The 18,459-nt window shown below is 67.5% G+C and carries 18 protein-coding genes; 9 read left to right on the top strand and 9 right to left on the bottom strand.

Annotated elements, in window-relative coordinates; all coding sequences use genetic code 11:
• Positions 1–19: 19 nt before the first annotated feature.
• The 3 genes from G6N55_RS20905 to G6N55_RS20915 form a co-directional block, all read right to left on the bottom strand.
• Positions 20–676 carry a TetR/AcrR family transcriptional regulator gene (locus G6N55_RS20905; RefSeq protein WP_179968091.1) on the bottom strand — a complete coding sequence of 219 codons (657 nt, stop codon included), beginning with the start codon at positions 674–676 and terminating at the stop codon, positions 20–22.
• Positions 673–1,374 (bottom strand): TetR/AcrR family transcriptional regulator, encoded by a 702-nt coding sequence (locus G6N55_RS20910; protein WP_085223583.1) that lies wholly within the window; start codon positions 1,372–1,374, stop codon positions 673–675. Before G6N55_RS20910 ends, G6N55_RS20905 begins: the two co-directional genes overlap by 4 nt.
• 78 nt (positions 1,375–1,452) lie before the next feature.
• Positions 1,453–2,322 (bottom strand): alpha/beta fold hydrolase, encoded by an 870-nt coding sequence (locus G6N55_RS20915; protein WP_085223585.1) that lies wholly within the window; start codon positions 2,320–2,322, stop codon positions 1,453–1,455.
• Positions 2,323–2,485: 163 nt separating this feature from the next.
• Here G6N55_RS20915 and G6N55_RS20920 point away from each other — a divergent pair, with 163 nt between their 5' ends.
• Together G6N55_RS20920 and G6N55_RS20925 are read left to right on the top strand one after the other, a co-directional pair.
• A complete protein-coding gene (locus tag G6N55_RS20920) occupies positions 2,486–3,202 on the top strand; it encodes an SDR family oxidoreductase (RefSeq protein WP_085223587.1) in 717 nt (238 codons plus the stop codon).
• A gap of 29 nt (positions 3,203–3,231) precedes the next feature.
• On the top strand, positions 3,232–4,932 hold the full coding sequence (locus tag G6N55_RS20925) for an MOSC and FAD-binding oxidoreductase domain-containing protein (protein ID WP_085223589.1): 1,701 nt from the start codon (positions 3,232–3,234) through the stop codon (positions 4,930–4,932).
• 32 nt (positions 4,933–4,964) lie between these two features.
• Here the strand turns inward: G6N55_RS20925 and G6N55_RS20930 are convergent, their stop codons facing one another.
• Entirely contained in the window at positions 4,965–5,765 is an 801-nt protein-coding gene (locus tag G6N55_RS20930; RefSeq protein ID WP_085223591.1) for a family 1 encapsulin nanocompartment shell protein, read from the bottom strand.
• Positions 5,762–6,781 (bottom strand): Dyp-type peroxidase, encoded by a 1,020-nt coding sequence (locus G6N55_RS20935; RefSeq protein ID WP_085223593.1) that lies wholly within the window; start codon positions 6,779–6,781, stop codon positions 5,762–5,764. The genes G6N55_RS20930 and G6N55_RS20935 overlap by 4 nt, the downstream gene beginning before the upstream one ends.
• Before the next feature lie 52 nt (positions 6,782–6,833).
• On the opposite strand from G6N55_RS20935, the gene G6N55_RS20940 reads away from it, so the two are divergent.
• Both G6N55_RS20940 and G6N55_RS20945 read left to right on the top strand, forming a co-directional pair.
• A complete protein-coding gene (locus G6N55_RS20940) occupies positions 6,834–8,102 on the top strand; it encodes a M18 family aminopeptidase (protein ID WP_085223966.1) in 1,269 nt (422 codons plus the stop codon).
• 11 nt (positions 8,103–8,113) lie between these two features.
• Positions 8,114–8,461: a VOC family protein gene (locus tag G6N55_RS20945; RefSeq protein ID WP_085223595.1), complete on the top strand. Its 348-nt coding sequence runs from the start codon at positions 8,114–8,116 to the stop codon at positions 8,459–8,461.
• On the opposite strand, the gene G6N55_RS20950 is transcribed toward G6N55_RS20945, so the two are convergent.
• Positions 8,455–9,039 (bottom strand): TetR/AcrR family transcriptional regulator, encoded by a 585-nt coding sequence (locus G6N55_RS20950; protein WP_085223968.1) that lies wholly within the window; start codon positions 9,037–9,039, stop codon positions 8,455–8,457. The two genes, G6N55_RS20945 and G6N55_RS20950, sit on opposite strands and share 7 nt — an antisense overlap.
• 84 nt (positions 9,040–9,123) lie before the next feature.
• Here G6N55_RS20950 and G6N55_RS20955 point away from each other — a divergent pair, with 84 nt between their 5' ends.
• Complete coding sequence (locus tag G6N55_RS20955) at positions 9,124–10,194, top strand: phosphotransferase (protein WP_085223597.1); 1,071 nt, start codon at positions 9,124–9,126, stop codon at positions 10,192–10,194.
• Positions 10,195–10,196: 2 nt separating this feature from the next.
• On the opposite strand, the gene G6N55_RS20960 is transcribed toward G6N55_RS20955, so the two are convergent.
• Complete coding sequence (locus G6N55_RS20960; protein ID WP_085223599.1) at positions 10,197–10,595, bottom strand: nuclear transport factor 2 family protein; 399 nt, start codon at positions 10,593–10,595, stop codon at positions 10,197–10,199.
• Positions 10,596–10,722: 127 nt separating this feature from the next.
• On the opposite strand from G6N55_RS20960, the gene G6N55_RS20965 reads away from it, so the two are divergent.
• A complete protein-coding gene (locus tag G6N55_RS20965) occupies positions 10,723–11,511 on the top strand; it encodes a helix-turn-helix domain-containing protein (RefSeq protein ID WP_085223601.1) in 789 nt (262 codons plus the stop codon).
• A gap of 50 nt (positions 11,512–11,561) precedes the next feature.
• Positions 11,562–13,838 carry a phosphoribosylformylglycinamidine synthase subunit PurL gene (gene purL / locus G6N55_RS20970; protein WP_163667785.1) on the top strand — a complete coding sequence of 759 codons (2,277 nt, stop codon included), beginning with the start codon at positions 11,562–11,564 and terminating at the stop codon, positions 13,836–13,838.
• 30 nt (positions 13,839–13,868) lie between these two features.
• On the opposite strand, the gene G6N55_RS20975 is transcribed toward purL, so the two are convergent.
• Together G6N55_RS20975 and G6N55_RS20980 are read right to left on the bottom strand one after the other, a co-directional pair.
• A complete protein-coding gene (locus G6N55_RS20975; RefSeq protein WP_232078809.1) occupies positions 13,869–15,116 on the bottom strand; it encodes an HAD family hydrolase in 1,248 nt (415 codons plus the stop codon).
• 47 nt (positions 15,117–15,163) lie between these two features.
• Positions 15,164–16,369: an MCE family protein gene (locus G6N55_RS20980; protein WP_085223607.1), complete on the bottom strand. Its 1,206-nt coding sequence runs from the start codon at positions 16,367–16,369 to the stop codon at positions 15,164–15,166.
• Between the two features lie 19 nt (positions 16,370–16,388).
• Here G6N55_RS20980 and G6N55_RS20985 point away from each other — a divergent pair, with 19 nt between their 5' ends.
• A complete protein-coding gene (locus tag G6N55_RS20985; protein ID WP_085223609.1) occupies positions 16,389–16,778 on the top strand; it encodes a sterol carrier family protein in 390 nt (129 codons plus the stop codon).
• A gap of 133 nt (positions 16,779–16,911) precedes the next feature.
• Complete coding sequence (gene purF, locus G6N55_RS20990) at positions 16,912–18,438, top strand: amidophosphoribosyltransferase (protein ID WP_085223611.1); 1,527 nt, start codon at positions 16,912–16,914, stop codon at positions 18,436–18,438.
• Positions 18,439–18,459: the final 21 nt, after the last annotated feature.

Genomic DNA, 18,459 nt, shown 5'->3' on the forward strand with positions numbered 1-18,459 from the left:
CACGCTGATCGATCCGCGCTCACGATTTGCGCTTGCGCGATGCGGCCTTTCGCCGCTGCGCATCGACCGCGAAGGAGCGCACGTAGTCGACCGCGGCATTGACGGCGACTTGCAGGGGTGCGGCTTCACCGGTGGCGTGCGTGATCATCGCACCGCCCTGATGCGCGATGACCAGCGAGACGGCCAGGTGGCGGGGGTCGGCGTCGGCGCGCAGGTCGCCGCGCCGGCGCATCGCCTCGAGGCCGGTCTGGAACAGCTCGATCCATTGGTCGTAACCGCGCGCAAGGTCGTCGCGCACTTCGTCGTCGGCCTCGATCAGTTCACCGGCCAGCGAGCCGTAGACGCATCCGCCCAGCCGGTACACGGTGTCGATGTCGGCGATGCAGGCGTCGGCCCAGGCTTGTAGCGCCTCCATGCTGTCGAGGGTGCCGAGTCGCGGTTGGGTGTGAAACTCGATGACGTCGTCACGGCGTGCGGCGATGACCTCTCGGGTCAGATCGCGCTTGTCGCGGAAGTAGTGCGAGATCTGCGATCCGCCCACCCCGGCGGTGCTGCGCACCTCGTCGATGCTGGTGTTGGCCACGCCGCGCTCGAACATCAGCCGGGCCGCGACTTCGATGATGCGGGCCCGCGTCGCCTGCCCTTTGCGGGTGAACCGCGGCTTATCGTCAGTCACGTTGTCGCCCTGGGCTTCACGCGCCGTCCGCGAGGACGTCGTGCGGGCCTCGGCGTGCGTTCGTCGGGATCGGTGGCAAACATCCGCAGGTAGTTGACCGCGAACCGGGTGCCATCGGCGTGCGGCCACTGCGCCCGATAGGTGAAAGTCAGCGTGGCACCGCCCTGGTGGGCGCTGATGATCGCGAGCGCCAATTGTCGTGGATCGGCGCTCGCGACCAGGACTCGCTTGTCCTTCATCCGCTGGATCGCGGGCTCGAGCAACTCCACCCAGTGCCAGTAGCCCGCAGCCAATGTGGCGCGAGTCGCTTCGTCGGACTTGGCCAGCTGCGCGGTCAGCGCGTGGTACGTCGGTATGCCACCAGAGGTTCCGATGCGCCGGAGATAGCGCAGGTTCAGATCGATCCAACGCTCGAAGTCGTCGAACGTGTCCAGGTCGCCAAGTGTGGGCTGGCGGTGGAAGTCAAGTACCACGCCGACCTGTCGCCTGATCACGGCGCGGATCAGGGTGCCCTTGTCCGCGAAATAGTGGGCGAGCTGAGAGCCGCTGACCGAGGCGGCCTTGCGCACGTTCTCCATGTTGGAGGCCGACAGACCTTCGGTCACGATCAGCTGGGCGGCGGACTGCACGATCCTGTCGCGGGTGGCACGCCCCTTGGCGGTCAACCGTTGTTCGTCCTGAACATCGGGATGGGCCATCGCGTCAGGCTAACCCGCGAGCGGCGCCGATTATGGGATATGCAGCCCATTGCGGTCCGCGCCGCGCGCGGGCCCCGGTCAGGCGGGCACGCGTTCCTCGAGGAAGGTGCGGATCAGCCCGGCGACATCGTCGAGTGCGGACTCCAGCAGGAAATGCCCACCGTCGAGCAGATGAATCTGAGCGTCGGGAAGGTCGTCGGCGAAGGCCTCGGCGCCGGCGGGTCCGAAGATCTCGTCGCCGCGGCCCCACACCGCGAGCAGTGGCACCCGGTTGGCACGAAAGTACTCGTGCACGGCCGGGTACATCGGAGCGTTGGTGGCGTAGTCGTGGAACAGCTTCAGTTGCACCAGGTCATTGCCGGGCCGCGACAGCAACGTGTAGTCGTGATGCCAGCACTCGGGATCGACCAGCGTCTCGTCGACCACCCCGGTGACGTATTGCCACCGGGTGGCGTCCAGGGTGAGGAATTGACGCAGCGGAGCCTCGGTCTCGGCGTTCGGGTCAGACTGGTAGGCCCACACGGCTTTCCAGAAGCTCTCCACGAAGCCGGCGTCGTAGGCGTTGCCGTTCTGGCTGACGATTGCCGTGATGGCGGACGGGTCGCGCAGCGCCAGCCGCCAACCGATCGGCGCGCCGTAGTCCTGCACGTACATCGCGTACCGATCGACCCCAAGGCCGCCGAGCAGGCCGGCGGTCAGGTCGGTCAGCGCATCGAAGGTGTAGTCGAACTCGGTGACGGCCGGGGCGTCGGAGAGGCCAAAGCCCAGGTGGTCGGGCGCGATCACGTGGTAACGGTCGGCGAGCGCGGGAATCAGATGCCGGAACATGTGGGAGCTGGTCGGAAATCCGTGCAGGAGAATCAACGCCGGCTTGCTTGCGTCTCCGGCCTCCCGATAGAACAGCCGATGGCCGTCGACGGTCGCGTAACGATGATGAACAGCCGGCATGGAATTCCTCCTGCGCCACATGGCCTGGAGCCGCATTTTTGGGATGTGTATCCCAGTATGCCTCAAATTCATCGACTCGCAATAGTCCCGGCGGAGTTGACCGCTCTGTCGCCCCGGAATATTCTGGGTCGGCTATCCCAATCTGGCCGCGTGAGGAGCATCCGTGGGTAACACGTTGCGGGACAAGACCGTCGTGGTGGTCGGCCGCGGCAGCGGCATCGCGCGTGCCGTGGCGCTGCTGGCACACGACGAGGGCGCGCGCGTCATCGTGGCCGGACGCGATCAGGGCAAACTCGCCACCGCATACCGCGACAGTGACATCAGCGCCGAGGTCGTCGATCTCACCGACGACGCGTCGATCGCGGCGCTTGCCGATCGGGTGGGCGCCGTGGATCACGTGGTGTCGACGGCTTCCGCGAGAGCGCGGGGTGAGCTGGCGTCGCTGGAACGCCGCAACCTTGCGCTGTCGTTTGACACCAAAGTCATCGGGCCCACGATGCTGGCCAAATATTTTGCACCGCAGATCAACCCGGGTGGGTCGTTCGTATTGTTCTCGGGCGTTCACGCCTTCAAGCTGAACGTCGGGTACCTCGGGGTGGGCATCACCAATGGGGCAGTCGATTTCCTGGCCCGCTGGCTGGCCGTCGAGCTCGCACCGACGCGGGTCAACGCGATTTCGCCGGGAGTCATCGATACGGGGGCATGGGACGCCCTCGGCGACGAGGGGAAGCGCGAGTACTTCGCGCGCATCGCGGCGGGCAACCCGGTGGGACGAATCGGCACCACGGAGGACGTCGCCAACGCGGTTCTCTTCGCCATGAGCAACACCTTCATGACCGGAATGACGCTGAAAGTCGACGGCGGCGAGCCTCTGATTTAGGCTCTCTCGCAAAGCCAAAGGAGACGGCAGTGGGCAGGCTTGTGTCGGTGAATGTGGGCATGCCCAAGAATGTGCAGTGGCGGGACAAGACGGTCTATACCGGGATATGGAAGAGTCCGGTCGGCGGGCCGGTCATGGTGCGACGCCTCAACATCGACGGCGACGGCCAGGGCGATCTGGGTGGCCACGGTGGCGAACAACGCGCCGTCATGGTCTACCAGGCCGAGTCGTACGACTTCTGGATGCACTACCTGAATCGCGGCGATCTGGTACCGGGCCACTTCGGCGAAAATTTCACCGTCACCGGGCTATCCGACCAGGATGTGTGCATCGGCGATCGCTACCGAATCGGCGACGCCGAGTTCGAGGTCACCCAGCCGCGCGTCACCTGCTTCCGGGTCGGGATGCGTCTCGACGAACCGGAGATGCCCAATCTTCTTGTCGCCCAGCACCGTCCAGGATTCTACTTGCGCGTCATCACCGAGGGCCAGGTCCAAGCCGGTGACGACATCGTGCTGACCCGTCGCGGCCGACACGAGCTCAGTGTCGCCGAGGTCGACGCGCTGTTGTATCTGCCGAACCGCAACCCCGAAACGCTGCGTAAGGTCGTCGACGTTCCGGCGCTGAGCCCAGGGTGGCAGCAATCGTTCAACGACATGCTCGCCTCGGGCGAGGAGACGGCGCCGGCCATCGGGGTTGAACCGGGGTGGAACGGATTTCGGCCGTTGCGGGTGACCGCACTACGCCGGGAGAGTCCGTCGGTGCTGTCGATCCGTCTCGAGGCCGACGACGGTGCCGCATTGCCGCCGCCGCTGCCGGGGCAATACCTGACCGTCCGACTTCCCGGGGCCGGCGATCCGGCGCCGTTGCGCAGCTATTCGCTCTCCGGTGATCCCGCCGCGGGCGATTACCGCATCAGCGTGAAACGCGAAGAATGCGGCGTGGCCAGTCGATGGTTGCATGCGCACATCGAACCGGGATCGGTCATCGAAGCCGCCGCCCCGCGCGGCGATTTCTACCTCGCCGACGACGACCGGCCGGTGGTGCTGATGTCGGCGGGAATCGGCATCACTCCCGTGCTGGCGATGCTGCATGCCCTGGCGGCGGCGCGCAGTACCCGCGGCATCTGGTGGCTGCATACCAGCCGCAATCGCGAGACCCAGCCCTTTGCAGAGGAAGTCACGACCCTGGTCGAGTCGTTGCCGCATGCGCGGCAGCAGGTGTGCTACACGCAGGTGCAGGGGCGTCTGGACCAACAGGCCATCGCGGCGCTCGGACTGCCGGCCGATGCGGCGGCGTATCTGTGCGGCCCAACCCAATTCATGGCCGACATGCGCGACGTCCTGACCGCCGCCGGACTCGACGGCACGCGCATCCACAGTGAATTGTTCGGTGCGCTGCCGGCGATCAATCCCGGCATCGTCGACGGCGCCCCGCGGGTGCCGCCGCATGCGCCGGACGGGCCGCCGGGGACCGGGCCGTCAATTACCTTCGCCCGCAGCGGACTTAGTGTGAATTGGTCCTCGGACTACGGCAGTATCCTGGACTTCGCGGAGGCCTGCGATGTGCCGACGCGCTACTCGTGCCGAAGCGGCGTCTGCCACTTGTGCGAGACGGGCGTCGTCGCCGGTACCACCAAGTATGTCCAGGCCCCGCTGGACCCGCCCGGACCGGGGACCGTGCTCATCTGCTCGGCGGCTCCGGACAGCGACCTGGTGCTCGATCTGTGATCGCACGAAAGATGGTGCGGTAAGCCGACTTCCTAAGAGCCCAGTGCTACCGACGCTTCGGCGGTGTAGCACAGGAACGTCAGGGTCTCCTGCAGATACAACTGCACGGTGTCGGCGTCGTGGCTGCTGTAGCCGATGGAGACGTCGGTGCCCAGCTGCAGATCGAAGTCACCGCCCCGGGTGGTCAGCACGAAGGCACCGTCGATGGCGGGCGCCCAGATGATGTCGCCGTTCACCAGGCGGTTGATGTGCTCGAGGATCGGATACCCGTGTTCGGTGGTTTCGCTCACCTTGGTGTAAGTATCTGCACACAGCAGAACCGAATACGGGCCGTCGACGCCGGCCAGCCGCAGCTCGGACAGCGCCTGCGAGATGACGTCGGGGATCGCGCGAGGGTCGTCGGGCAACATCAGCGCGGGGTTCGAGCTGCAGTGGCGGATGCCGTCGATCGACGCGGCGGGGTAGCCCTCGAAAATGGCGCGGTCCTCGACGAAGGCCAGCTTCTTGGCCGCGGCCTTGACCGGATCCCAGTCGGCGTCCTGCGCGCCGCGCTCGACGTCGTCGATCTCGTCACGCGACAGGCTGAACGGAACCCGCAGGCGGACAAGCGGTTTGCTGGCCCGCAGCTGCGCGACCACACCGTCGGTGGGAGCCTGCACGTCGACCAGCCGTCCCGTGCTGACCGCCGCGGTGATCGGACCGCCGGGCTCGCTCACGTCGACCACCCGGCGTCCCGCGATGTGCCGTTTGAACGTCCGCGACGCCTCCAATTCGATCTCGGCCCAGGCGGCGTCGGTGATCGGCGCTAGATCGCGGTACAGGTTGTTCTTCATTGAGCGGTTCCTTTCAGGCTGCCGATCGATAGCGTGCCGTCATCAGTGGGGGACGTTTCCGGCCGCCCTGTCTGAAGCGGTGCGGGAAGGGGCGGTGGATCGTCGAGGAAGTCGATGGTGGGGGAGAAGAACAGCGCACCGGTCAGCGCGGTCGAGAAGTCCAGCACGCGATCGGTGTTGCCCGGCGGATCGCCGAGAAACATGTTACGCAGCATGCGTTCGGTGACCGCGGGCGTGCGGGAGTAACCGATGAAATAGGTGCCGTACTCGCCCTTGCCGACTTCACCGAACGGCATGTTGGCGCGCACGATCTTCAATTCGTTGCCGTCGTCATCTTCGATGACGTTGAGCGCGATGTGGGCGTTGGACGGCTTGACGTCGTCGTCCATCTCGATGTCTTCGAGCTTGGTGCGGCCGAACACCATTTCCTGTTCCGTGACCGACAGCGAATCCCACGCCGACATGTCGTGCACGTACTTCTGCACGTGCACGTAGCACCCGCCGGTGAAGTCGGGATCCTCGTCGCCGATCGCGGTGGCGTTGAGAGCGATTGGGCCGTCTGGATTTTCGGTGCCGTCGACAAAGCCGAGCAGATCGCGGTTGTCGAAGAACCGGAAGCCGTGCACTTCGTCGACGACACTGACCGCGCCGGCCATCGCCTTGAGGATGCGGCCCGCCAGCTCGAAACAGACGTCCATCGTCTCGGCCCGAATATGGAACAGCAGGTCGCCGGGGGTGGCCGGCGCGCTATGCCGCGGTCCGCTCAGCTCGACGAAGGGATGCAGTTCGGCGGGGCGTGGTCCGCCGAACAACCGATCCCACGCGTCCGACCCGATCGACGTGATCACCGACAGGTGCTTGCTCGGGTCGCGAAAGCCGATGGCGCGCACCAGGCCCGAGATGTCGGGCAGCGCGCCGTTCACGGTTGCCTCGCCGCCGTCGTCGATCGTGACGACCAAAAAGATCGCGGCAGGTGTCAGCGGCGTGAGGATGGGTTGGGGCTGAACCGGAGGCACCCTGCTGACCCTAGCGTCAACTGCGTGGTGGCGGACAGCCATGATGTTGGACATGTCGGCCAGCGCCGCAGGCCTCTGCGAATTCATCGACGCCTCCCCGTCCCCGTTCCATGTCTGCGCCACGGTGGCGGGGCGGCTCCGGGCCGCCGGCTACACCGAACTGCGCGAAGCCGAGCCCTGGCCCGGGGAACCGGGACGCTTCTTCACCGTCCGCGCCGGGTCACTGGTCGCCTGGAACACGACCGGCCCCGACGGCCCGTTCCGGATCGTCGGCGGGCACACCGACAGCCCTAACCTGCGGGTCAAGCAGCATCCGGACCGCGTGGTGGCGGGCTGGCAGGTGGTGGCGCTGGAGCCCTACGGCGGGGCGTGGCTCAACTCCTGGCTCGACCGCGATTTGGGCATCAGCGGGCGGCTGTCGGTGCGGGACGGCTCCGGGCTGGACCATCGGCTGGTCCGGATCGACGATCCGATCCTGCGGGTGCCGCAGCTGGCCATTCACCTCGCCGAGGACCGCAAGTCGGTGACGCTGGACCCGCAGCGGCACGTCAACGCGGTCTGGGGCTCGAATGCACAAGGCGACCCTGCGCGTGCATTCGTGGACTACGTGGCCGGCCGCGCCGGGGTGGCGCCGGCCGACGTGCTGGCCGCCGACCTGATGACGCACGACCTGACCCCGTCGACGGTGCTCGGCGCCGACGGCAGTCTGCTCAGCGCGCCCCGGCTGGACAACCAGGCCAGTTGCTATGCGGGGCTGGAGGCATTGCTTGCGGCCGAACCGCGCGCCAAGGTGCCGGTGTTGGTGCTGTTCGACCACGAGGAGGTCGGCTCGTCGTCGGACCACGGGGCGCAGTCCAACCTGCTGAGCACCGTCCTGGAGCGCATCGTGCTGGCGGCCGGCGGCAACCGGGAAGACTTCCTGCGGCGGCTGCCGGCATCGCTACTGGCCTCGGCCGACATGGCGCACGCCACCCATCCGAACTACCCGGAGCGCCACGAGCCCGGCCACCTGATCGCGATCAACGCCGGGCCGGTACTCAAGGTGCACCCCAATTTGCGGTACGCCACCGACGGGCGTACGGCGGCGGCGTTCGCGCTGGCGTGCGAGCAGGCCGGGGTGGGACTGCAGCGCTACGAGCATCGCGCCGACCTGCCCTGCGGTTCCACAATCGGGCCGATGGCCTCGGCGCAAACCGGCATCCCCACCGTCGACGTCGGCGCCGCCCAGCTCGCGATGCACTCCGCGCGCGAAATGATGGGTGCGCACGATGTGGCCGCCTATTCCGCTGCGCTGCAAGCGTTTTTGTCGCCCGAGGCATAGGGTTTGGCGGTATGGCGCTCCACGTGGAAATGGTCACGATCGATTGCAGCGATCCGGCGACGTTGGCCGGGTGGTGGGCGCGGCAATTCGGTGGCACGACGCATGATCTGCTCGCCGACGAATTCACGGTGGTGACCTTGCCCGACGGGCTACAGCTCGGATTCCAGAAGGTGCCGGATCCCACTCCCGGGAAAAACCGCGTGCACCTGGATTTCGGTGCCCAGGACGTGGACGAAGAAGTGTCGCGGCTGACGGCCGCGGGAGCCACCGAAGTGGGTAGGCACAGCTTCGGGGACGATTTTCGCTGGGTGGTACTGGCCGATCCCGAGGGCAATGTGTTCTGCGTGACCCGTCAGTAACTCGCTACCCCGTCGAGCAGCGCGTCGACGAGCCCGTCGAATCCGGGGCCGGCGCTGCCGCTGGTGAGCGCGTGGAACAGCAGGGCGCCGACCAACGCGTGCGCGACGGCGTCGACGTCCGCCCCGGCCCGCAGCTCGCCGTCGTCGACGGCCCGGCGGAGTCTGGTCGTCAACCCGGCCAGCTGCGGGGCGCTCAACTGCCGATAGAGATCCTCGCCGTCACCCGCGCGCGCGGCGGCCGCCGCCACCAGAGCCCGCACCAACGCGGCGTTGGGCGGCTCGGCCAGAAAATCGGCGTGTTCGTTCAGCCAGCTGCGCAGGTCCGCGCGGATGTCGCCGGTCTGGGCGACCGGGAACGACCCCGATCGTCCGTAGGCCTCCAGCACCGCTTCGGCGACCAACGGGGCCTTCGACGACCACCGCCGGTACAGGGTTTTCTTCCCCACCCCCGCGCGGGCGGCGACGCTTTCCATCGACAATTCGGCGTAACTGCCCGCCGTCAGCAGCTCGCGGGTGGCGTCCAGAATCGCGTGATCCAGCCGGGCGTCACGCGGTCGGCCGATCCGTTCGTCGGGCACTGGCGGTTGACTGCCGGGTTGGGTTACCTTCATCGTGCACAGTTTAGGAAACGATACGTGTCGTTTCTAGGAAAGGACTCGCCGGTGAGTGCTCCCTCGTTGTCGGTGCCGAAGACCTGGGACGAGATGACGCCGGAGTGGATGTCGGCGGCGCTGGCCGCGGACTTTCCCGGCGCCGAAGTCGATACGGTCACCGTGGAGCTGCGCGATGACGGCACCAACCGACGCGCCCGGTTGGGCGTGACCTATCGGGCCGGCCAGGGTCCCGCGACGGTCTTCGTCAAGGCCGCCGATCCCGCGCACAAGGCGTTGATCCGGTTGACCAGCGGGATGTTCCACGAGCCTCGGCTCTTCACCTGCGGGGTGGAGTTGCCGCTCGAACATCCCGCCGTCCACACCGCGCTGATCGACGAGCCCGACTACGACTTCGTCCTGGTGATGGAGGATCTCCGGGCCCGCGGGGCCGATCCGCGCGACGGCACCCGGCCTTACACCGTCGAGCAGGCCGCCACCGGCGTGCGTGGTCTGGCTCGGATGCACGGCCGTTTTTGGGGGGAACGCGTGCTGCGCGAGCCGGCCCTGGGTTGGCTGGAACCCTTCCTGACCTGGGAAGGCATGCAGGCGGCGCCGCTGCCCGTCGCCCTCGAACGCCTCGGTGCCGATGCGCCCACCGAGGTGACGTCGCTGAGCATCGACCAACTGATCGAATCGATCTGGAAGCCCTACATCAGGACGCTGACCACCTCGCCGCAGACCCTGCTGCACGGCGATCCGCACATCGGGAACACCTACCTGCTGCCCAGCGGCGAGGTCGGGTTCCTCGACTGGCAGGTGGCCCGCCGGGGCAACTGGTCGCTGGATCTCGGCTATTTCCTGCAGGGCGCGCTGACCGTCGAAGATCGCCGCCGCAGCGAACGTGATCTGCTTGCCGAGTACCGGGACTCGCTGGGGCTACCGGCCGACGAGGTGCCCAGCGCCGAGGAGATCTGGCAGCGCTACCGGGCTTCGGTCGCACACGGACTGACCCTGTGGCTGGTGACGGCCAGCGCCGGCGAGTGGCAACGGACGGACGTCTCTGTCGCTCTGGCGCAACGATATTCGTTCGCCTACGCCGACCTCGACGCGGCGGCGGCACTGGCCGAGATCGCGGGCTGAGTTCAGCCCCGCTCCAGGATGGGTGGGTCGTAGCGGATGACGTTCTCCACGACCATCCCGTCGCGCGTGCGGACCCGGTCCAGGCCCCGGATCTGGAACGGGCCGTCCGGCCCGGTGCCCCGCCCGATGTAGTGCACGAACACCAGCTGCTCATCGGCGGCGGCACCGGATACCGTCGCGCTGTCGACGACCTCGAGCTGCAAATCCGGTGCGGCATCCAGTATTTCGGCCAGCTTCGCCGTGTACGCGTCGATCCCGCGAACCGGCTCCGGGTCGCCCGGCCAGTAGCCGACGATGTCGTCGGCCAGGATGTCCAGCCCGCGCGACAGGTCGGGAGCCGCCCAGAACGCCGCGAACAGTTCGGCGCTGAACTTCGGTCCAGCAGAAGCGATGTCGGTCATGATTCCCTCCAGGGGCAGACGCTCGGATTGAGCGCGTTCGTCAGCAAGCGTGTCCCGGCGCGCTGCGGCAGCACAATTACCTCCAAGGTCATCGCCGTGACTACGCAAACGTGGTTACCGTGAGTGGGTGAGCCACGCGCCGGTCGGTGTCCTGTTGCGCGAATGGCGCACGCGCCGACGGGTCAGCCAGCTCGACCTGTCGCTGAGTGTCGGTGTGTCGGCACGGCATCTGAGCTTCATCGAGACCGGGCGCTCGCGACCGAGTCCGGAGATGGTGCTCACCCTGGCCGAGGGCCTCGACATTCCGTTGCGGGAGCGCAATGCGCTGCTGCTCGCCGCCGGGTTTGCCCCGCGCTACCAGGCGCGTCCGCTCGACGACGCGGCCCTGTCCCCGGCCCGGGACGCGGTGCAGCGCCTGCTCGACGCGCACGACCCTTACCCCGGCGTGGTCATCGACCGGTGCTGGAACATCGTGGGGGCCAACGCCGCCGCGTCCGCGCTCACCGCCGGCCTGTCCGAGGAACTGCTCGGCCCGCCGACCAACATCTACCGGCTGTGCCTGAATCCCGACGGCCTGGCGGCGCGGACCCTGAACTTCGGAGAATGGGCGGGCTACCTGCTGCACCAGTTGCAGCGCACGATCGCACTGACCGGCGACCCGGCACTGCGGGCCCTGGGCGAAGAGGTGCGCTCCTACCCCGGTGTCGCGACGGCCGCGAAACCCTGGGGCACCCCGTCAGACGGCGCGTCGTTGCTGGTTCCGTTCGTGCTCGATGCCGGCGGCGGCCGGCGGCTGTCGATGTTCACCACCCTGACGACGTTCGGCACTCCGCTCGACGTCACACTCGCCGAATTGGCCGTCGAATTGTTCTATCCGGCCGACGCCGAAAGCGCCCGCCTGCTGCGCGGCGAGTAGCTCTTTAGACTGGGTGCGTGACTGTCTCCGGAGCGGGCGCCCGCACTCATGTGGCCGACACCGTCGAACACGCAGCCGCCACCCCCGACCAGCCGCAGCCCTTCGGCGAATTGGGCCTTAAAGACGACGAGTACCAGCGGATTCGCGAGATTTTGGGCCGCCGGCCCACCGACACCGAGCTGGCGATGTACTCGGTGATGTGGAGCGAGCACTGCTCCTACAAGTCGTCCAAGGTCCATCTGCGGTACTTCGGCGAGACCACGACCGACGAGATGCGCGCGGGCATGCTGGCCGGCATCGGGGAGAACGCGGGCGTGGTCGACATCGGCGACGGGTGGGCCGTCACGTTCAAGGTCGAGTCGCACAACCACCCGTCCTACGTCGAGCCCTACCAGGGCGCGGCGACCGGTGTCGGCGGCATCGTGCGCGACATCATGGCCATGGGCGCGCGGCCCGTCGCGGTGATGGACCAGCTGCGGTTCGGCGCCGCCGACGCGCCCGACACCCGCCGCGTGCTCGACGGCGTGGTCCGCGGTATCGGCGGCTACGGCAACTCGCTGGGCCTGCCCAACATCGGCGGCGAGACCGTGTTCGACGCGTCGTATGCGGGCAACCCGTTGGTGAACGCGCTGTGCGTGGGGGTGTTGCGCAGGCAGGACCTGCACCTGGCGTTCGCGTCGGGAACCGGTAACAAGATCATCCTGTTCGGTGCGCGCACCGGTCTCGACGGCATCGGTGGCGTGTCCGTGCTGGCGTCGGAGACCTTCGGCGGCGACGAGGGCGGCGGGCCCGGCCGCAAGAAGCTGCCCTCGGTTCAGGTCGGTGACCCGTTCACCGAGAAGGTGCTGATCGAGTGCTGCCTGGAGTTGTACGCGGCGGGCCTTGTGATCGGCATCCAGGACCTTGGTGGTGCCGGATTGTCTTGTGCGACTTCCGAACTCGCATCGGCCGGCGACGGTGGCATGCGCGTCGAGCTGGAGAGCGTTCCGTTGCGGGCGGCCAACATGACCCCCGCCGAGATCCTCTCCAGCGAGTCGCAGGAGCGGATGTGCGCGGTGGTCGCCCCGGAGAACGTCGAGGCCTTCCTGGCGGTGTGCCGCAAGTGGGAGGTGCTGGCGACGGTGATCGGTGAGGTCACCGATGGGGACCGGCTGCGCATCACCTGGCACGGCGAGACCGTTGTCGACGTGCCGCCGCGCACCGTGGCGCATCAGGGGCCGGTGTACGAGCGACCGGTCGCGCGCCCGGAATCGCAGGATGCCTTGAACGCCGACCGGTCGAGCAATCTGCCCCGGCCGGTCACCGGTGACGAGTTGCGCGCGACTTTGCTTGCGCTGCTGGGCAGTCCGCACCTGTGCAGCCGGGCGTTCATCACCGAGCAGTACGACCGCTATGTGCGTGGCAACACGGTGCTGGCCGAGCACGCCGACGGCGGGGTGCTGCGCATCGACGAGTCCACCGGCCGCGGCATCGCGCTGTCGACCGACGCCTCGGGCCGCTACACCAAGCTGGATCCCTACACCGGAGCCCAGCTCGCGCTGGCCGAGGCCTACCGCAACGTCGCGGCCACCGGGGCCGTCCCGGTCGCGGTGACCAACTGCCTCAACTTCGGCTCGCCCGAAGACCCCGGGGTGATGTGGCAGTTCTCCCAAGCGGTCCGAGGACTCGCCGATGGCTGTGTCGCCCTGGGGATTCCGGTGACCGGCGGCAACGTGAGCTTCTACAACCAGACCGGAACGGCCGCGATCCTGCCCACTCCGGTGGTGGGCGTGTTGGGTGTGATCGATGACGTCGACCGGCGCATCCCGACCGCCCTGGGCACCGACCCGGGAGAATCCCTGCTGCTGCTGGGCGACACCCGCGACGAGTTCGACGGGTCCATCTGGGCGCAGGTGACCGGCGATCATCTCGGCGGGTTGCCGCCCGCGGTGGACCTGCAGCGCGAGAAGCTGCTGGCCGAGGTGCTCAGCGCGGCATCACGCGACGGGTTGGTGACCGCGGCCCACGACCTGTCCGAGGGCGGCCTCGCCCAAGCCATCGTGGAATCGGCGCTGGCGGGTGAAACAGGTTGCCGCATAGTGCTTCCCGAAGGCAGCGATCCGTTCGTGACGCTGTTCTCCGAGTCGTCGGGCCGGGTGCTGGTCGCGGTGCCGCGCACCGAGGAGAGCCGGTTTCGATCCATGTGCGAGGCGCGCGGACTTCCCGCTGTGCGTATCGGCGTCGTCGACCAGGACTCGGACGCGGTGGAATTTCAAGGCCTGTTCACGGTGCCGCTGGCCGAGTTGCGCGCGACGTCCGAAGCGGTGCTGCCGCGATTCTTTGGCTGAGCGCCCCGGTTGGCGTGCGCGGCAACCGATTTACCCGGTGTGCACCCGGTCCTGTTGGTCGGGGACGACGCTGCCGTCGGGACGGAGCAGCGGTGCCCGGCCGCCGTCAGGCGCGTCGAAACCCTGTGTCGCGCAGGGGTAGGGCGGGCTCACGCCCACGGGGCCGATGAACATCGGGTTGACCAGCCATCGTCCGTCCAGATCGGCGTAGGCCCGGCACATCAACTCGATCTGGTTGCGATTGATCACCAGGTGCAGCGCGGTGGCGTCGGTGACGAAGGTGACGTCTCCATCGGAGTCGCCGGACCCGAGGACCTGGCGCCGCTGCTCGGGTAGCTGGTCGAAGGCGCCCGCCCCCTGGACGCCGAAGACTTGCTCGTTGATCCGACAGCGCTTGCCCTCGTTATACGGAACCGACGGTTCCCCACCGCACAGCGCCAACCGCGTAGTCAGGACGTCGCCGTCGTGTTCGGTGCGGGTGCCCATCGCATGGTCGGCGGAGATTCCGAGATCGGCGGCCCAGACTCGCACCACCGGCTCGGGCGAGGCGGAGATGATTCGGACGTCAAATCCGTTGGCCTGCAGCGTGGCAACGAGATCTCGCATCTGAGCGTAGTAGCGCACCCACCCGGTTTGGCGGGTGCTGCCCACCGGTTGTTCGGTGCCCTCGGGCGCGTCCAGGCTTTCCCGCCGGGCCGCTTCGGCGAAGCCGGTGATATCGGTCTCGGTCCAGCCGGCCAGCAGTTGCGAGCCCCAGGCGGCGGCGGGGTTGATGCGTCGATGGTTGTAACCGGTGAATGCCGGTGCGCCCGTGCGGGTCTGGCGATCGCCGGCTATCGAGACCAGTTCGTCGGCACACCCGGGGTTGGCTCCCGTCGGCAGCGGCTGGCCCGGGGGCGCCAGCGCGCCACAGGCAGCGGCCAATTCCGCGGCCGCCGCCGTGGTGAGGTATTGGCTTGTCGTGCTCCAATTTCCGCCGGCGGGCTGACGCAGCTTCGAGTTGCGCACCATCCACCAGAAGGTCGCGGAGCCGATGTCGTTCTTCACCATGGTGCCGTCCCAGTCGAAGAGCGCCACCGGCGCGTCGTTCGTCTCGGGCTCCAGCTTGCCGCAGCTGCCCAGCTTGGCGATCATCGCGTTGAGCCGGTCCCGGTTGTCGCCAAACCAGCCGGGATCGGCGGCCAGGGTGCGGCAGCCGTTGTCGCTGGCGTCGCCTTCGCGATGGTCGCCCGAATCGCCGCAGCCCGACAGTGACGCCACGGTGATTGCCAACGCCATGAGTCGACGAGCGACGGCCGCGCTCCGGTAAGAAGTCATCGTCTCTTTCAGGGGTTGATGGTGTTGTCGCCCAGCTGGCGGCCCCACACGTATTCCACGGCGAGTGGTGAACCGACCTCAAAGTGGTTGTACGGGGCTACGCTCGCGCCGGTGTCCATGACGAGATAGGGGGCCGGCCACAGTTCGCGGGTGATCGATTTCCAGCAGCCTGGCCGCCCGCCGGGGCCACCCCTGGCGTTGGTCCGCGGCAGGTTCTCGGGGTAGGTGTACGGATTCGGCGCTCCCGCGATCGAGCCCGAGGAGTGCGCCCCCAGCGCATAGCCGTTGTCGCCGAGCGCGACGTGCAGCTTGGGCGCGACTTCGTTGAAATTGCGGATGGTGCAAAAGATTTCGGGGCTGTATTCGTCCAGCAGCTGGGCGGTGGGAACGAGATCGGTGGCCCCTCGCGAAAAGTACGGCCCACTGCGCCCGAACACGTCGGCGCCGCTGTTGCCCAATCCCGCCGCCGCGAGCAACGCCGCATCCAGATCGCCCTGCTGCCGGTTGAGCGTCCGCGCGGTCGTCACCGCGTGCTCGAGCGCATCCCACAGGTCCGGGGTGGCATCGGCGTACGTGTCGCCCAGCGCCGCCAGCTGCGCAATATCGAAGCGGAGCCGCGGCAGCTGCGGATTCACGTCGTCGAGGATCGCGTTGCCGTTGAGCAGTGAGGCGCCGAATTTCTCCCCCAGCCCGGCCAGCGCCTGCGCCGTCGCGGACAACGTCAGGTTCACCTTCACCGGATCGATCTTCTCGGTGATCGATGTCAGTGTCTCGAACAACGTGTTGAACTCGGTCGTCACCGTCGTCGCATCGATTACCATCGACGGTGTAATCGATTGTGGTGCAGGGTTTTTCGGTGAACTCAAGGCGACGTATTTGTTGCCGAACACCGTGCTCGCCTTCACTTCGGCCGCCACATTGGCCGGAATCATGTTGACGTACCTCGGAGTCACGTCCAGCACCACTTCGGCGGCCGGCTGGCCGGCCCGGGTGATCTCGGAAATGCCGGCCACCCGGCCGATCTCGACACCGTTGTAGGTGACCTTGGAACCGGGATCCATCACCAGACCCGCGCGGGCGACCACCATCGTCAACTTCGTTTTCGGTGTGAAGTCTCCGCGGAACTGCGCGTACAAGACAAACCCAACGAGCCCCATGACCACGATCGTCACGAGGCCGACGGTTTTATACGGTGGCCCGCGGCGCGGATCCATGATTCTGAGACCCTAAGGTATGGCCGCCCGCGATAGTGCCGATCCGGCCAAGACACGTCAGGTCCTAATGACCGTGGCGGACTGGCTGCGCGACGAAACGCGTCCGGCGCCGGATCGCGCCACACTGGCGACGGCGGTTCGGCTCACCGCACGCACGCTGGCCGCGCTGGCACCCGGCGCCAGCGTCGAGGTCCGGGTCCCGCCGTTCGTCGCGGTGCAGTGCCTGGCCGGGCCGAAACACACCCGCGGCACGCCACCCAATGTGGTGGAAGCCGACCCGCGGACATGGTTGCTCCTGGCCACCGGAATCGTGACGCTCGCCGACGCGAAGGCCGCCGGATCGCTGACGTTATCGGGGGCTCGAGCGGGTGAAATTGACCACTGGTTGCCCCTGTTCGATATGGGATGAATATAACTCTGAACTGCAGGTTTAGGGTGACACGCCGAGAACATTTGGGTTCAACACGCCCAACAGATTCGCCCCGTGGGCTTACGTGCCCGTAAACTTCGTGACGTCACCACTCTCTAGGGAGCCGCCCACCGTGACCGTCCAGGAATCCGAGCAGGACCTGAACTCGCCCCGCGAAGAGTGCGGTGTATTCGGGGTTTGGGCCCCAGGCGAGGAAGTCGCCAAACTCACCTACTACGGCCTTTACGCGCTGCAGCATCGCGGCCAGGAAGCCGCCGGTATCGCCGTCGCCGATGGATCTCAGGTACTGGTCTTCAAAGACCTCGGGCTGGTCAGCCAGGTGTTCGACGAGCAAACGCTGGCGGCCATGCAGGGCCACGTCGCGATCGGGCACTGCCGGTACTCCACCACGGGCGACACCACCTGGGAAAACGCCCAGCCGGTGTTCCGCAACACCGCGGCCGGCACCGGGGTTGCCTTGGGACACAACGGGAATCTGGTCAACACCGCTGAACTTGCCACCCGCGCTCGCGACGCGGGTTTGATCTCGAAGCGCTACCCGGCCCCGGCGACGACGGACTCCGACATCCTGGGCGCGCTGCTGGCCCACGGCGCGGCCGACTCCACCCTGGAGCAGGCGGCGCTCGACCTGCTGCCGACCGTGCGCGGCGCCTTCTGCCTGACCTTCATGGACGAGAACACGCTGTATGCCTGCCGCGATCCCCACGGGGTCCGGCCGCTTTCGCTCGGACGCCTGGATCGCGGTTGGGTGGTGGCCTCCGAAACGGCGGCGCTCGACATCGTCGGTGCCTCGTTCGTCCGCGACATCGAGCCGGGTGAATTGCTGGCGATCGACGCGGACGGGGTGCGGTCCACCCGCTTCGCCAACCCGACTCCCAAGGGTTGCGTCTTCGAATATGTCTACCTGGCCCGGCCGGACAGCACGATCGGCGGCCGGTCGGTGCACGGTGCCCGGTTGGAGATCGGCCGCCGGCTGGCCCGCGAGCGGCCGGTGGACGCCGACCTGGTGATTGGTGTGCCGGAATCGGGCACACCCGCGGCGGTGGGATACGCGCAGGAGGCCGGCATTCCGTACGGGCAGGGCCTGATGAAGAACGCCTACGTCGGGCGGACCTTCATCCAGCCGTCCCAGACGATCCGGCAGCTGGGCATCCGGCTGAAGCTCAACCCGCTCAAAGAGGTGATCCGCGGCAAGCGGCTCATCGTCGTTGACGACTCGATCGTGCGCGGCAACACCCAGCGTGCGTTGTTGCGCATGCTGCGCGAGGCCGGCGCCGTCGAGGTACACGTGCGGATTGCCTCGCCGCCGGTGAAGTGGCCGTGCTTCTACGGCATCGACTTCCCGTCTCCGGCCGAATTGATCGCCAACGCCGTCGAAGACGAGGAAGAGATGCTCGAGGCGGTGCGGCATGCCATCGGCGCCGACACCCTGGGCTACATCTCGCTGCGCGGCATGATCGCGGCGACCGAACAGCCGGCCTCCCGGCTATGTACCGCCTGCTTCGACGGCAAGTATCCGATCGAGCTGCCCAGCGAGACCGCGCTGGGCAAGAACGTCATCGAGCACATGCTCTCCACTGCGGCGCGCGGCGCGGAGCTCGGTGATCTTGCGGCCGACGAGGTTCCCGTCAACCACTGACGGAATTCACACCAGATCCTT

It is taken from the genome of Mycobacterium florentinum (assembly GCF_010730355.1).
GTDB lineage: Bacteria > Actinomycetota > Actinomycetes > Mycobacteriales > Mycobacteriaceae > Mycobacterium > Mycobacterium florentinum.